The sequence below is a fragment of the uncultured Thioclava sp. genome (genome assembly GCF_913064665.1).
GTDB classification, from domain to species: Bacteria; Pseudomonadota; Alphaproteobacteria; order Rhodobacterales; family Rhodobacteraceae; genus Thioclava; species Thioclava arctica.
On the sequence record NZ_CAJYBT010000060.1, the window covers coordinates 1 to 15,865 of the forward strand.

The window sequence follows — 15,865 nt, forward strand, 5'->3', positions numbered from 1 at the left end:
GTCGAGCTTGTCTTTCAAAAGCTGCGCATATTGCGGCATTTTCGGCGTCAGCGCGCGCAGGAACAGCGCCGGATTGGCGCTCGCGGCAAAGGCCGTCAAGCGGGCCTGTGGATCGGCGCGCATCGGCTCGCGCTTGATATCGGGCAGCACTTTGGTCGGATCCAGAACGCCATGGGAAACATCATGGGCATAGTCCAGAAACACGCGGCTGAGCGCGACCTCTAACAAGCCCCGCTGGCGTTCCGATTGCACTGCGCCAAACCGCGCACGCAGCCCTTCGGGATCGTAATGCGCCTGCGGCAAGCCCTGCATTCCCGAGACATCGAGCGCGGAAAACAGCGCGGCGCGGCGCGGCGCGTCTTCAGCGGAGGTCCAGATCGGGCGGTAATCGCGCGCGGCATAAAACGCGGCTAGCGCGGGGTCAGAGGCAGCCGCTTCGGCGATCGCTTGGGTGAAACCGCTCAGTTCAATTCCGCTGATCGGAGACATTGCTCCTTGGGCCGCGATCTGGGCCGTGCCCTGAGCGAGCGCGCCAAACGCTATCCCCGAGACTGTTGCCGCAAGAGCGACACCGCGCAAACCGAACCCCATAAAACTTGTCCCAACACCAGAAAACCCACTACCGATGTTTCAAATTAAGGTGGACGAGTCCAGAAAAGCTTTGTCAAAACTGCGCGAAAGCGGCGCGTATCAATCGAAAGATGCACCCGCGCAACAGCCGGAATCTTGGCGCTAACAGGCGGGTTCCTGCCGATTTTTAGTCACGTGCGCGTGTTCGACAATTCGATTCTTTATCGCCCCAACGGTCTATGCCATAACAGTGGCGAAGTTTGGGTTTAAGCTTTCGTTAGTCACCCGACGAACAGGGTGGAAACGAAGGACAGGCAACGACAGGACAGTGAGCATGACGACGATCTCCCGGCGCGGACTATTGGGCGCTTTCGCTGCGACCATGGTAACCGCAGCGCCGACGATGAGCAGCGCATTTGGTCTTCTTAAAGGTGCCGGCGATATCCGACGCATTCGAATGTATAACGGGCGCACCGGTGAGAGCCTCGATACGATTTATTGGATCGAAGGGGAATATATTCCCGAGGCCCTGAAAGAAGTGACCTATTTTGCGCGCGACTGGCGCACCAATCAGCTCAAAACCATCGACGCGCGCACGATTGATATCGCAGCCGCAGCGCATAACCTGATGGATATCAACGAGCCCTATCTCTTGCTTTCGGGATACCGCTCGCCCAAGACCAACGCGATGTTGCGTTCGCATTCCAAGGGCGTGGCGAAACACTCGCTGCATATGCAAGGCCAAGCCACCGACCTGCGGCTCAAGTCGCGTTCGGTCAGCCAGATGTATCGTGCCGCGTCTGCCTGCCACGCGGGCGGCGTCGGCAAATATTCGCGCTCGAATTTCGTGCATATGGATTGCGGCCCGGTGCGCACCTGGGGCGCCTAAACCCTTAGAATATGCCGCATTGATCTGAAAATAGCGTCGCATCTGCGGCGCTTTTTCCTTTGCGCCCACGCCCGGACTTACAGCAGAAGGCGGCGTTTGAACCGGCGTAGCACTGACGACAGACAAAGCCGCACTCCTCCATTTCATCTAGCCAGAAATACTCCCGCCGGAGGCTCCGACAGACGCCAAGCCACACATCACACCATGAAAAAGGGCCCCTGTTTCCAGAGGCCCTTTTGCGTTGGATCAGAAACCGCCATGTCAGTCGATGACGCGCCCGGTTTGACGGAAATAAGCCTCTGCCTCGGGAGTCAGGTCGACCTGCTCATACCCCGTTACCATCGGGCGCACATGGTGGCGGAAGCCACCGATGGTGAGCAGATAGACATGGATCACCACAAAGCTTGCAATCGCGAAAGCCGCAAGAACGTGGAAGTTCGCGATGATCTGGAGGAAAAAGCTCCCGCCATCAAGATGATCCCAAAAGCCATAGCTGAGATACGCCAAGCCCGAGATCCAGATCGCCGGGAACAACGCCATCTTCAGCACAAAATAAGAGGCAGCCTGAAGTGGGTTATGTCGATGTTCAAAGCTTTTCTTATAGGGATGCTTTTCCCCCTTGAAGACACCATAGGCGTAAAAGCGCGAGACTTGCCACATCCCCGAAAGCCGCGGCACGAACTGCCGCCAGCCGCCCGTAGTGAACAACCAGAACGAGGCAAAGACCCAAAGCACCAGCAAGGCCAGCGCTACGACCGTGTGCACCATCACCGCAAGGCCGAACGGACCCAGCTGATGCAGCCCCAACAACCGGGCCCCGGTGAAGAACAGCAGCATGATCGAGACAACCTGCGACCAGTGCCACAGCCGGTTGAACCGCGAATAGACCTTAACGCAATGTTCAGCCATGATGATCCCCTTTTCCTTTGGAGCGGCTGATCACGCGCAGCAAGCCATGGCCAAGCGCCCCCAGCAAGGCCATCAAAAAGACCGCTAGGCCAATTTTACCGCCCAGATTTATCTCCGCGCCGGGTACATAAATCCCTGCGATATTCGCCATCCGGCCATCTTTCGCGTGGCAGCTTTCGCATTGCACGGCGTCTTCCTTTGGCGCGACCATATGGGTGATGGGCCAATACATGTAGGTATCGACAAAGCCGAAATCGCCCGAATATTCCGCGCCGACATAGTCCATCCCGGCCTGAAGCGATTTCTTCCAATCGTAATATTGCCACAGCGCCGTGCCATCCCCCGGGCCATAGACATGGTTATAGAGCAAGACTTCGCGTTGCTTGTCATAGGCTTGCGAGCCATCAAGACGCTTGAAGGGGAAAATCCGGCTATCCGCAGCTCCCGGCGTGCCACCGATCTTGTTGATCTCGACAACCTTGGAGGGGTCGATTTTCTCCTCGGGCAGCGTGTAGGTCATGACGCCGTTGGACCAGGCATAGACCGGCACGACATTCTCACCATATTCGAAATTGCCCTTGATCGTCAGATAGGTATGCAGATGCTTGCCATCGGATTGAACGTAATTCTCTTCCGAATAGGGTTTACCATCTTTGAGCTTACCCGCCGTCGACCAGTCCCACTTGGTTTTGGTCGCGACGCCACCGCGCGCAAAGCTGGGGATATGACAAGTCTGGCAAGCCAGCGTATCGGTGTGATCGTTCAGCTTGGCTGCGATCAACGCGTTCGGACCCTTATGCGGGGTGTCCGTGTGGCAGGACTGGCACGCCGCCGCATCATGGGCGCTTCCGGCCATCCGGTCGGGATTGGGATCGACCACATCGGTTTGATAACGCGAGCCCTCAAACACATGCTTGTCCGAAACATGGCAGGTTGCGCAGGCGAAATTGCCGCCATCGGGGGACATATGCACATCGACATCCTGCGGCGGGTTGAACAGCACCGAACTCAGATCGCCATGCTTCACGTTATCGCCGCCACCGCCGTAAAAGTGGCAATTGCCGCAATTGTCGCGCCCCGGAGGTGGCCCGACAGATTGCGCCGCCTCGGCCAGATCAACGGGCCAGGCGGGCTCGCCGGTGATGGTTTTCGCGCCCGCCGCGACGGGTTCCAGCGGAGGCTCGCCCGCCAAGTTATCTTGCTTGGTGTATTGGCCCGATTTATCATGACAGACCAGACAATCCACCTTGGTCGGATCATCGGGCATCTGCGCGCGAATATCGGTCCAGCCATAGCCGGTGTGACAAGAGGTACAGCGCACCTCATTAGACGCGACATTGCCACAAAACGCGTTCATCTCATGCGCTTTTCCCAGCAATTGCCCGGTCTTTTCGTTCTGATATTCCCATTTCCAATGCACCGAATGCATCACTTGATTGCCCGCCTCAGTGTGGCAAGACAGGCAAGCTTCGGTCACCTGAGAACCCGAGGCAAAAGGCCCCTTGAGCTTCATGAGTTTCGAATGATCCGCCGTACTGTCGGAAACCGGGTCGCTCATATGGGCGGGGGCCGATCCAGCGGGGCGCGACTGCGCACCGATTGCGGGTGTCTCCTCCTCGGGTGCGGCTTGCTGCGCATACGCAGGTAACTGGCCCATCATTACGGCCGAGACGAGTGCCGTAATACACAATGCGGTCTGTCTCATCAGCTCTCCGATAGGTTTGGTCTTTGGCTGGAGATCATAACTTACCGCAATTCTACGTTCACGGATACGTTATGATGCGTGAACCTCTCGTGACCAACTGTCGCAGCTTGCTGTCACAAAGGCCTTAACAAGCGTGAGAGCGCGTGCAGGAACACGCCCTCTCGCCACCCGTTGGACGGGGCTCTGCGCGGCGGACAGATACCCGGCTTCACGCCGCTTTCGCGCCAAAGATACGGGTATTGATCATCTCAAACACCAGCGCAAATAGCACGACCCCGGCAAAGACCAGCAGTTCCAGATCATGCCCACCAAAGAGGTGATAGATGAAAAACAACCCCAGCCCGCCATTGCCAATCACCGCCAGCCACAGCAGCACCGGATTGGCCCCCGTCCTTTGCCGCTGATTGAGCACATTGCCCAGCGGAATAAAGCTGTGCACCAGCAAGAAGGTCAGGCTCGCAACATCGCCGATCTGGCCCAGATCAAGGGTCAAGATCATCGCCATCACGATCACCACGGTCAGGATCATCGCGATATTGCCTTGGCGCAAAAACAGCCGCTTCGAAAGTTTGGGGCTGAGCTGCCCGGCCGATCCCATATAGGAAATCGTATTGGCAGCCGAAAAGGTATTGGCGTTGATATTCGTCATCGTTGAAATGATCGCTGTCAGCCCCAGCACCACGAACCCCGCCTGCCCCAAGACTGGCCGTGCAGCCTCGGCCAAGGCGTAGTTCTTGGCGGTCTCGATCGTATCCAGTGAGATCGAGCCAAACACCGCGATATCGAGCGAGACATAGACCAAAGCCACCACAGCAATCGCAATGAAGATGGCGCGCCCAATCGTGTCCGCACCCGCGCGCACGCTGCCCCCAGCATTGGCAATCACCGCAAAGCCCGCAAACGACAGGTTAGCCAGAGCAACCGCATTGACGAATTTCCCGAAATCAAAGGCCACCGTGCCCTGATTTCCGCTATAGACCGAGGCGTTGAAATGGGTGAAGGCGATGACGGTAAAGCCCACTAAAACGACCAACTTGGCGATCACGAGGATCTTCTCTGAGATGCCCATGAACTTGATACCCGCGGCATTCACCAGCAAAAACACCACCATAATCGCAATCGCGAGCGGGTCGGTCATCGCGTTGCTCAGTCCGAACACCTGCACCGAGTAGTGGGCGAAAGACTTCGCCACCAATCCCAGCACGATCGCGATGGACAGAAAATAGCACAGCGAAATCACCGACCCCGTCAGCCCGCCATTCCAGCCCCGCGTCAGATATTCCGCGATCCCGCCATTGGTCTTCGAAATTTTCGACAAGCTGAAATAGGAATAGCCCGCCAATCCCGAGATCACGCCCGCCGCCAGAAAGGCAGCCCAGGCATACCCGCCCGCAAGTGTCGAAATCTCGCCAAACAGCGCAAATATCCCCGCGCCGATCATCGTGCCCACACCCAGCGACGTGACTTCGATCAGCGACAATTGAGGAGGTTTCGCTGCGGCCATATCAATCACCTTTGGTTGAAAAATGGGGCGCAGACGGAATTGCTCGCCCTCTTGTCGCGAAACGCGAACACCCCGCGCCATGTTCCTGAAACTACGCGCTTACGTCTTTTGTAGAAACTCCAGAACCGAACGCGCGGCGCGCAGGCCCGGCGGGTCTCCGCCCTCGCCCAAGCGCTCCATTGTCAACTCCATCGCCGCAAATTGCTCTGCGCGCGCATCGTCTTGTTCAAGCACCTGCAGCAGCTTGCGCGAGATTGCGCGCGGCTTGCAGTCGGGCCCCAGAAATTCAGGTATCGCGCGCGTATCCGACACCAGATTGACCAGCGTCACGGTGTCCACCTTCATCATCAGGTTCCAGATCAGATGCCATGTGAGGAAACTGGCATCATAGGCAATGACCATCGGCACACGATTGGCGGCCAATTCAAGGCTCACCGTGCCGCTTGCCGCGAGGGCGACATTGGCTGCGGCAAAGGCCGCGCGTTTGTCGGCGGGCTGTTCGACCACGATCGGGGCGATGGGCCAGCGCGCAGACATTTCGCGCACCATCGGGGCCACGCCGCGCACCGTGGGCAGCACCACGCGCAAGCCCGGCTCGCGATCGCGCAGCTGCATCAGCGCCTCGTCAAATCGCTTGCCCAGCCGCTTGACCTCGCCCGCGCGCGAACCGGGCAGACACAGCGCCAAGGGTTGATCGGGGCCGATCATGTGGGTCTCGCGAAAGGCCGCGGCCTCGGCGGCGCTGGCGCGCTGTTCAGCCACCACCGGATGGCCAACGAAATCGCAGCTCATCCCGGCGGCCTGCATGTAGGGCGGCTCAAAGGGCAGCACTGCCAGCACATGATCGACCACCTGCGCCATCTTAGCCGCACGCCCCGGACGCCACGCCCAGACTGAGGGCGCAACATAATGGACCACCTTGAGATCAGGGTGCTGTTCGCGCGCAAGCCGCGCCACGCGCAGGCAAAAATCGGGGCTGTCGATGGTGATCAGCGCATCGGGGCGCATCTCCACCACCGCCTGCGCGGTCTCGGCAATCCGGCGTTTCAGGTGGCGATATTTCGGCACCACCTCCATCAGGCCCATCACCGACAGTTCTTCCATCGCGATGCGGCTGTCCAACCCTTGCGCGGCCATCTCTGGCCCGCCAATCCCTTGCCATTCGATGCCCGGAGCAAGCTTTGCAAGCCCCTCCATCAGTGCCCCGCCAAGCTTGTCCCCCGAGGCCTCCCCCGCGATCACGAACAGCTTCATGGCGCACAGGCCCATAGGAACAGACCGGCGTCCTGCGCAGCGGCTATCACCGCGTCGCGTTCCAGCAACATCACGCCGCCCGCCTCAAAGGCGATGCCCGACAGCCCGGCTGCGGCCGCCTTTTGCACGGTACGCACACCGATGACTGGCAGGTCCGCGCGGCGATCCTGACCCGGTTTCGGGGCCTTATAGAACACCCCGGACGCGGACTTAAGATCGTCGCGCAACCCTTTGTGAAGGTGCACGAAATCGAGCATCGCATCGGTACCCGGCAAGGTTTCGACCGCCAAGCACAACCCGTCTGCCACAACCGCGCCCTGACCAATATCGGCGCGCCCCAGATCGGCGACGATGGCGGCGGCGCGGGCCATATCGGCGCGGTCGCGGTCGCTGGGCGCACCGCAGATCACGCCGGGGGCGCAAACCAGATCGGGCGCGATCTCATGCGCGCCCACGACCTGAAAATCCCAATCCTCGAAAATCTCGATCACCGCGCGCAGGGTCGCATCATCGCCCCCCTGCATCGCCATCGCGAGGCGCGGCACAAGCTGGGCCGAGCGTGGGTCGATCAGCTCCATATCGACGCGCGGGCGCTGCAAGGCGCCGGCAAACACCACCTGCTTGATCCCGCGATCAGCCAGCGTATCGAGAAACGGCACCAGACGTTCGACGCGAAAGCGCAGCGTCTCGGGCGTGCCGATCTCGCTTGGCGTGCCCTCCATCTCACAGACCAGCAGTCCCGGCGCGGCGCGCGCGATCAGCCCGGGCAAAACGCCCTGTCCCGCGATCAGCGCAATATCCCCGGACCCGCTCATTTATGCGGCGTCAGAAAGCTGCGATCGGAGGGGCCGAGAATGAAATCAATCACCTCACGCGCCAAATCGCCCTCGACCTTGCCCTCAGACAGACGGCGCGCAGAGTCGCGGAAATTGCCCGTGGACAGCTCGGCAAATGTCGCGCGCAGCGCCGACAGCTCCTCGCGCGAGGTGCCACGGCGCTTGAGCCCCACCAGATTGAGCCCCTCAAGCGTGGCACGCGGCCCCGCAACCAGCGCATGCGGGATCACATCGGCCGTCACCATCGAGAGCGCCCCGATAATCGCGCCGCGCCCGATGCGTACCCATTGATGCACCCCCGACAGCCCGCCCACGATCACGTCATCTTCCAATACGCAATGACCTGCGACGGCGACCGAATTGACCAAGATCACCCGGTCCCCGATCTTGCAGTCATGCGCGACATGGCAGGACGACATGAACAGACAGTCATCGCCGACCTGCGTCAGCCCACCACCGCCCTCGGTGCCGGTGTTCATCGTGACATATTCGCGGATGCGGTTGCGTGCCCCGATCTTGAGGCGTGTCTTTTCGCCTTTGAATTTAAGGTCTTGCGGGATCTGTCCTAGCGAGGCAAAGGGAAAGACCTCGGTTTCTTCACCGATTTCCGTGGCGCCCTGAATGACGACATGGGACTGCAACGTCACGCCGCGCCCCAGCACCACCTCGGGGCCGATGACGCAGAACGGGCCGATCTGGCAGTCCGGGCCAATTGTGGCGCCCTCTTCGATCACCGCCGAGGCGTGGATCTGCGCGCTTGGGTCGATGGTCATGCCGCTCAGCCCTGCAAGTCCATCATCGCGGTGAACTCGGCTTCGCAGGCCAACTCTCCTTCGACCATCGCGCGACCCTCAAACTTCCAGATCTTGCCACCGCCGCGCTTCACGTTCACATGCAACTCCAGCACATCGCCCGGCACGACCTTGCGGCGGAATTTGCATTTGTCGATGCCCATGAAATAGGTCAGCAGGTCGCGATCCACCACGTTGAGCGAAATCCCCACCACCACGGCCGAGGTCTGCGCCATCGCCTCGACGATAGTGACGCCGGGCATGATCGGCATATCGGGGAAATGGCCCTGAAAATGGGGTTCGTTGCAGGTCACGTTCTTGATCCCGACCGCGCCCTTCATCGGCACGATGTCACGCACCTTGTCGATCAGCAGGAACGGGTAGCGATGGGGAATGATACGCTTGATCAGCGCCAGATCAGCTTCGGTATAGGGGGCGGGTTCGGTCATCGAAAAGGCTCCTTCAACTCAGGCTGCGTCTGGTGCGGCCCGTTCGATTGAGTCGTTGCTAGCAACGGATCAGGGACTTGGCAAGGATTGCCGGGGTATGGTTAGTTCTTCAACCTGGGCATCGGCAGACCAAGAGGCGGCGTCGGATCGGGTGGGCTGCCCCCGTTCAGCGCAGGATCAGCACCCGTTTTGGCATTCGAATTGAGGCTGTCATCCACAAAAACGCCCCCATCCCCATTCGTGCTGCCCGTGGGTGCATCGGGGGCTGCGGGTGCCGTATTTTTGCTATCGGGTTGCGTACCAGTCGCGGGAACGCTGGCGGTCACCTGTCCTGCCCCATCGCCGACCTCGGAATCGATCCGTTCGCCCAGTTGCGCAGTCACATCCGCCGACGCGAGGCCGCGAATGATCACCCGCGAATCCAGAACCACCTCGGCACCGCGCGCGCGCAAAACCTCGTCCAGTTTGGGCATTACAGCTTGTAAAAACCCTTGCCGCTCGTTGTTGAGTTGCTGCTGGATCGCATCCGCCTTGGCCTTTTGCGCGGCGCGAATGGCAGTGGCGCGTTTGTCAAACGCATCCGCAGCGGTTTGAAATGCGGCCGGGTCCATCTTGGGGCGGCGATCTGTCAGATCGCGTTCTTCGGCCTCAAGCTGAGCGGCGATACGGTTGTTTTCGGTGCGCAGATCGGCTGACGCGGTCTCGATCTCGCGCGCCACCCGCTTGCCCCAGAGCGAATTGTCGTACAAACGCTCCCAGTCCAGCGTCAGAACCGGGGTTTGCGCCGCAGGCGGAACCGGGGACGCAGACGGAGCCTGTTGCGCAAGCCCCGGCGCGGCGAAACCCGCCAACACCAGAGCCAGAGCAAACGCACCTCTCATCCGATCAGACCAATCAGAATTGCGTCGACAAAGTCAGGTCGAAATTCTGCGGCTTGTCGTAGGTTTCTTTTTTGACCGTTTTCGAGAAATTCAAGCGCAGCGGACCAATCGCCGAGTCCCAGAAGATCGACACCCCAACGGCAGAGCGCACATGCATGGAGTCATCCACGGTCCCTGCTCCCGCTGTATTGTCGAGCCCCCAGACAGAGCCGACATCGAAGAACACACCACCGGTGACGCCATATTCTTCGGGCAGGCCGATCGGGAATTGTGCCTCGACTTTGCCGACCCAGTAGAAATTCCCGCCAAGCGCGTCCTGGTTGGCTGCAGCGGTATCACGCGGGCCGATGCCATAGCTTTCAAAGCCGCGAATCTGGCTGCCACTATAGCGTTGCAGGATCGTGGTGCCGCCAGAGGCATGAACCGCGCCGCCCTCAAGCGAGGCGCGCAGCGTGACCTCTTCGTTCATGATCTTGCGCTCGCCCTGAATCTTGGCCGAGGTGATGCCGCCAGTAATATCACCGCCCAGCCCCCAGAAATCCTGCGAGACCGTGAACTTCATGTTGTAGCGCGGGTCAATCTGATCAATCGAGGTGTCGAACGTGTAAGTATATCCCGGACCGGAATAGACCCGCTTGCCTTCCTCGCTCTGCAAAATCGGCGATGAGGCGGTCGTGACATTTTTCAGCTCATCTTGACCAAGCTTATAACGCACTTCCAGACGGCCACGCTCGGAGACCGGGAATTCAAACGCCGGCGAAATCGACATGCGTTTGGTGTCGTAATTGGTGTTCGAAGCACTGCTCGAGGTGTTGTAATACGCCCCGAACGAGAATTTCACATTCCGCCCCAAGAAGCGCGGCTCAACGAAGCGCAGGCTTGAAGAGTTGTTATCCGTCGTCGTGCCAAGCGATAGGCCCAAGTATTGCCCACGCCCAAGGAAGTTGTTTTCCTGCAAGGACGCGTTCACGCCGACCCCGTCCGTCGCACTATAGGACGCGCCGAAACCAAGCGAGCCGGTGGGCTGCTCTTCGACGTTCACACCCACAACGACCTGATCGGGAGACGAGCCCTGCTTGGTGTTGACATCGACATTCTTGAAATAGCCGGTGCCACGAATGCGATCAGCGGCGTTCTTGATTTCGCGCGGGTTGTAGGGGTCGCCCTCAACCGTGCGGAATTCGCGCCGCACCACCCGATCCAGCGTGCTGGTATTGCCTTCAATATCAATGCGCTGCACGAAAACGCGCGGCCCGCGCACCAATGCAAAGGTGACATTGACAGATTGGGTGCGCTGGTCTTCGGTAATACGCGGCTCGACACGCACGAATTGCGCGCCGTCCTTGATCGCCTGCTGCTCCATCCGCGTCACAACCAGATCAATCGCTTGGGGCGAATAGGTTTGCCCCGTGCTGATATTTGCCAGCTTGGCAAATTTCGCAGAATCCAGCTCGGGAATTTCCGAAACGGTATCGACCTTGTTGAAGTGGAATTTCTGCCCTTCGATCACGTTGAACGTCATGAAAAAGGCATCACGCTGGCGTGTCATCTGCGAGGACACACCCGTTACCTGCACATCTTTGAAGCCGCGCGACTGATAGAAGTCGACCAGCTTTTGCTGATCCAGCGGAACACGATCAGGGTTGAATGTGTCATTTTTCACGAAGGTGCGGAACAAGCCAGCTTGTTTGGTCGCAAGCGCCTGACGCAAACGGCGATCCGAATAAGACCGGTTACCGGTAAACGAGATCCGCTCAACCGAGGTGATCTTGCCCTCTTTGATTTCAAAAGCGATGTCGACGCGATTGTTCGAGCGCCGGATCACCTTGGGTGTCACGCGCGCCGCCATCCGGCCATCTTGGGAATAGGCCTGCACCAGACGCTGGGCATCCGCCTCAACTTCTGAGGGTTTATAGACACGGTTCGGTTTGCTTTGCACAATCGAGGCCAGCTGCTCATCCTTGATGCGCTTGTTGCCCTCGAAATTGATCACGCTGATCGTGGGATATTCCTGCACCTGAATAACCAATGTGCGGCCCTGAGGCGTCAGCGACACAGTTTCAAACAGGCCCGAGCCAGAAATGCGCTGATAGGCAGCATTTAGATCGGCCGCAGAAACCGCCTGATTACGAGCGATTCTCGCATATGCCAGAATCGTAGCGGGCTCGATACGCTCGTTGCCCACCACTTTTACCGAAGAGAAACTATATTGCTGCGCTTGGGCTACCTGGGGCACAGCCAAGCAAGCCATTGCTACCGCAGGAAAAACCACGCTCGCCCGAAGGGCATTTCGCGTCGCACAGATTCTGAGCACTGATTGCAAGCCGATCGACATCGCCCTCTCCCGCCAAGTATTCACTTTTCTTTTGTAAAGTGACTACCGAAGCAGGCCCGTCTTGTCAAAGTGCACAGCCCCCCATGACGCAACTATTTGCGTTGGGTTACGCAAGGGCCACAACTGATCGAAAGATATATGCTATTTTAGATGCGGTGCAGCAGGGCGGGATCAATGCCAACGACATCGAGAAGCTGCACCCCGATCAAAGCCGCCCCCATCAGCGCCACAATCACCGCAACGGGCACCAAAAGGCGATCCGCGACGATGTCAAAGATCACGCCCATACCGCGGTAGCTTTCCGCAATCATCATACCCATAGCGCGATCCTTTTTCGGCACAAACCCACATCTTCAGCATCTATCGCCTGAAAATGGCGCAATTCAGAGCCAATTAGGGCAAAATTGCGGCAGCCGTGCCGAGCGGGACCTTAGCAGGTGATATCGTTCCACAGACCAAACAGCATCAGCGTGGCAACCAAGGCCAGCCCCACCGACATGAACACGTTCATCAGCCACTCGGACGGGGGCTTGCCCGCCAGCGCCTCATAGGCGTGAAACATCAGGTGACCGCCATCCAGAACCGGAATTGGGAACAGATTGAGAAACCCCACCGCCGTGGAGAGCACCGCGATAAACCAGATGAACTCCAGCGGGCCGGATTTGGCCGCCGCAGCCGAGGTTTCCGCAATGCGCAGCGCGCCTGACAGGTTACACGAGGAAATCTGCTGCGCGATCATCGCCTTGATGCCGGAAACCGACTGCGCGACGATGCCATAGGTGGATTTCACCGCCCCCGTCAGCGCGTCCACCGGACCAACTGCGACCGTCATCGGGGTGAACATGTAGCTGCCCGTCGCGCCGATCAACAGACGGGTTTCAAACCCGCCTTTGCCATTGGGAATATCGGTGCGGCGCGGCACAAGCGTGACGTCAAACACCTTGGGCGCGCCGCCGTTTTCAGAGCGCCAGATCGACAGCACCATCGGCGCCCCATCGCCCGCCTTCACCGCGTCTTGCAAATCCGCAAACCGCCAGATCGGAGTGCCGTCAATTGCCGTGATCACATCACCGCCCTGCAGTCCCGCATCATAAGCGGCAGAGTTTGGCGCGATCCCGGCAAAGCGTGCCGGAAACAGCTGCGGTCCCGTCACATCCAGCGTTTTTCCTGCGCGTTCAACCGTGTAGGGCACTGTCGGCCCGGCAGGCATCTGATCAATCGCACCGTTCAAGGCGGCGTAATCCGAAATTTTGATCCCATTCACGGCCACGATCTTGTCGCCATGCTGCAACCCAACCGCCCCTTGGGGCAGGGCCACGATAGTGTCGATATCAGGCGTATCTGTCGCCTGCCCTGACCACATTGTAAGCCCCGAAATGATGGCAATCGACAGGATAAAGTTGAACACCGGGCCCGCTACCACTGTCGCTGCGCGCGCCCAAAGCGGGGCGCCATGCATGGTGTGGCGTCGCTCGGCATCACTGAGCTGCGCCATCTCTTCTTCATCGGCGCCCGCCGAGGCCGCATTCGCATCGCCAAGGAATTTCACATACCCGCCCAGCGGGATAGCCGCGATCTGCCAGCGCGTGCCATGTTTATCCACCCGGCTCAGCAGCTTGGGGCCAAAGCCCAAGGAAAACACCTCAGCCTTGATGCCCGACCAGCGCCCGACGATGTAATGGCCAAACTCATGAACCGCCACGATGATCGAAAGCGCTACGACAAACGCGACAACGGTATAGAGCAGATTGCCGAACTGGGGCAGAAGATCCAAAACTCAAATCCTTTTTTGATCACAGAGCGCGAGGGCCAGCCTGCGCGCTTCGGTATCGGTGTGCAGCACGTTATCTAGGCTCATCGCGGCATTTCCAAGGCCCTGCCGCGCGCTCATGTCCGTCAAAACATCCTCGACCAGACCCGCCATATCGAGAAAGCCGATCCGGCCCGCGATAAACTGATCCAGCGCGGTCTCTTTGGCCGCGTTGAAAGCCGCCCCCGCCATCCCGCCGATCTCCATCACCTCGCGCGCAAGACGCAAGGCCGGGTAGCGCAGCGGATCGGGGGCGCGAAAATCAAGCTGGCCGATTTTGGCCAGATCGAGCCGTTCCACCGGCAGTTCATGCCGCGCCGGCCAGTTGAGCGCATAGCCAATCGCGTGGCGCATGTCGGGCACGCCCATATGCGCCATCAGCCCGCCATCATTAAACCCCACCAACGCATGCACGATGGATTGCGGATGCACGACAACCTCAATTCGCTCAGGCGATATGGCGAAAAATTCTTTAGCCTCAATGACTTCCAAGGCCTTATTAAACATCGACGCGGAATCGATCGTGATGCGCTGACCCATGTCCCAATTGGGGTGGGATGAGGCCTGCGCGACCGTCGCCGCGGCCAGTTTTTCCATCGGCCAGTCGCGAAATGCGCCGCCTGAGGCCGTGATGATGATGCGCTCGACCGCCGCCATATCCTCGCCCACGAGGCCCTGAAAGATTGCGGAATGTTCGCTATCCACGGGCAGGATCGTGGCGCCATGCGCGCGCGCCTCGCCCAGCAGTAGCGGGCCGGCGGTGACCAACGATTCCTTATTGGCCAGCGCCAGCGTGCGCCCCTGAGACAGCGCCGCAAAGCCCGGCGCAAGACCCGCCGCGCCCACAATCGCCGACATCACCCAATCGGCGGGGCGGTGAGCGGCTTCGATTAGTGCTGCGGGGCCTGCGGCCACAGCGATACCGCTGCCGCCAAGCGCCTCAACCAGATCGGCGTAGCAATCCTCATAGGCGGTCACGGCGATCTCGGCCCGCAGCGCACGCGCCATCTCGGCCAACCGCTTGATACTGCGCCCGCCCGTTAGCGCGACCGTGTGAAACGCCTCTGGCCCACCTTGGCGCATCAGCAAATCAAACGTGCTTTCACCAATAGAACCCGTCGCCCCGAATATCGAAATTCTGCGCATCGCTTAGCCTTCCGTGAGCGGCAGCGGCATCACTTGCGACAACAAGATAAGAAAAACCACCGCCCCCGTCAGCGCGTCAAAACGATCCAGCACGCCGCCATGGCCGGGGATCAGCGCAGAGCTATCCTTGACCCCGACCGCGCGTTTGAGTGCGCTTTCCACGATGTCCCCCATCTGCCCGGCAAACGCCAGAAGCGGTGAAATCCAGATCAGCGAGGTCGCGGCCCCGAACTGCACGAAAACCACCCCGACAAGGGCGGCCCCAACCCAGCCCGCCACGGTGCCTGACCATGTTTTCTTCGGCGAAATCTTGGGCCAGAATTTCGGACCACCCATCAGGCGACCCACGAAATATCCAGCAATATCAGAGACAACCACCACAACGACGATCCAGAAGATCACGCTAAGCCCTGCCCCCTCGCGCAGCGCCACCAGACCATAACCTGTCAGCATGATCGCAAACGCATAGGCCGCGCCAACCAGACGCCGCCCGCGTGCATAGGCAAGCGCAAGGATCGGCACGATCAGCAGATAGAGCAGCGCAAACGGGCTGTGCAGCCAGAGCACCGCCACCAGCACTGCCGCCGCAACAAGCGCCAACCCGACCGCATTGCCCGCGCGATTGGGCGCGAGCATCATCATCACTTCCCAGATCATCAGCGCGCCGACCACGACGGCCAGCCCTGCCAAGACCGGCCCGCCCCACCAAACCGCGAAAACACCCACCCCGACCAATGCCAACCTTGACGCAAAACGCCGCGCCCGCACGCCCCATTCGGCTCCCCG

14 protein-coding genes and 1 pseudogene are annotated in these 15,865 nt (G+C 59.7%); 1 reads left to right on the plus strand and 14 read right to left on the minus strand.

Going from position 1 to position 15,865, the window contains the following annotated elements; genetic code table 11:
* Positions 1-591, minus strand: a pseudogene (locus QZ571_RS17060) (murein L,D-transpeptidase); the annotation flags it as partial.
* Positions 592-904: 313 nt separating this feature from the next.
* Here QZ571_RS17060 and QZ571_RS17065 point away from each other — a divergent pair.
* Entirely contained in the window at positions 905-1,459 is a 555-nt protein-coding gene (locus QZ571_RS17065; protein WP_295537222.1) for a DUF882 domain-containing protein, read from the plus strand.
* A gap of 261 nt (positions 1,460-1,720) precedes the next feature.
* Here the strand turns inward: QZ571_RS17065 and QZ571_RS17070 are convergent, their stop codons facing one another.
* The 13 genes from QZ571_RS17070 to QZ571_RS17130 all read right to left on the minus strand — a co-directional run.
* On the minus strand, positions 1,721-2,368 hold the full coding sequence (locus tag QZ571_RS17070; protein WP_295537223.1) for a cytochrome b/b6 domain-containing protein: 648 nt from the start codon (positions 2,366-2,368) through the stop codon (positions 1,721-1,723).
* The gene (locus QZ571_RS17075) at positions 2,361-4,073 is read right to left on the minus strand and encodes a tetrathionate reductase family octaheme c-type cytochrome (protein WP_295537224.1); all 1,713 of its coding nucleotides are present in this window, start codon (positions 4,071-4,073) and stop codon (positions 2,361-2,363) included. The genes QZ571_RS17070 and QZ571_RS17075 overlap by 8 nt, the downstream gene beginning before the upstream one ends.
* A gap of 208 nt (positions 4,074-4,281) precedes the next feature.
* Positions 4,282-5,577, minus strand: coding sequence for an APC family permease (locus tag QZ571_RS17080; RefSeq protein WP_295537225.1), 1,296 nt, complete (start codon positions 5,575-5,577; stop codon positions 4,282-4,284).
* Positions 5,578-5,676: 99 nt separating this feature from the next.
* Entirely contained in the window at positions 5,677-6,831 is a 1,155-nt protein-coding gene (gene lpxB / locus QZ571_RS17085; RefSeq protein WP_295537227.1) for a lipid-A-disaccharide synthase, read from the minus strand.
* A complete protein-coding gene (gene lpxI, locus QZ571_RS17090) occupies positions 6,828-7,646 on the minus strand; it encodes a UDP-2,3-diacylglucosamine diphosphatase LpxI (RefSeq protein ID WP_295537229.1) in 819 nt (272 codons plus the stop codon). Before lpxI ends, lpxB begins: the two co-directional genes overlap by 4 nt.
* Entirely contained in the window at positions 7,643-8,440 is a 798-nt protein-coding gene (lpxA, locus tag QZ571_RS17095) for an acyl-ACP--UDP-N-acetylglucosamine O-acyltransferase (protein ID WP_295537231.1), read from the minus strand. Before lpxA ends, lpxI begins: the two co-directional genes overlap by 4 nt.
* A gap of 5 nt (positions 8,441-8,445) precedes the next feature.
* Entirely contained in the window at positions 8,446-8,907 is a 462-nt protein-coding gene (gene fabZ, locus QZ571_RS17100) for a 3-hydroxyacyl-ACP dehydratase FabZ (RefSeq protein ID WP_295537233.1), read from the minus strand.
* A gap of 101 nt (positions 8,908-9,008) precedes the next feature.
* Positions 9,009-9,788 (minus strand): OmpH family outer membrane protein, encoded by a 780-nt coding sequence (locus tag QZ571_RS17105; protein WP_295537235.1) that lies wholly within the window; start codon positions 9,786-9,788, stop codon positions 9,009-9,011.
* A 13-nt stretch (positions 9,789-9,801) separates the two neighbouring features.
* Positions 9,802-12,039, minus strand: a complete 2,238-nt coding sequence (gene bamA / locus QZ571_RS17110) for an outer membrane protein assembly factor BamA (protein ID WP_295537237.1) — start codon at positions 12,037-12,039, stop codon at positions 9,802-9,804.
* 230 nt (positions 12,040-12,269) lie between these two features.
* Entirely contained in the window at positions 12,270-12,443 is a 174-nt protein-coding gene (locus QZ571_RS17115; RefSeq protein WP_295537239.1) for a hypothetical protein, read from the minus strand.
* 110 nt (positions 12,444-12,553) lie between these two features.
* Complete coding sequence (rseP, locus tag QZ571_RS17120; protein ID WP_295537240.1) at positions 12,554-13,897, minus strand: RIP metalloprotease RseP; 1,344 nt, start codon at positions 13,895-13,897, stop codon at positions 12,554-12,556.
* 3 nt (positions 13,898-13,900) lie between these two features.
* Positions 13,901-15,079, minus strand: a complete 1,179-nt coding sequence (dxr, locus tag QZ571_RS17125; protein WP_295537241.1) for a 1-deoxy-D-xylulose-5-phosphate reductoisomerase — start codon at positions 15,077-15,079, stop codon at positions 13,901-13,903.
* A gap of 3 nt (positions 15,080-15,082) precedes the next feature.
* The coding region (locus QZ571_RS17130) for a phosphatidate cytidylyltransferase (protein ID WP_366929966.1) at positions 15,083-15,865 on the minus strand (783 nt) is incomplete at its 5' end.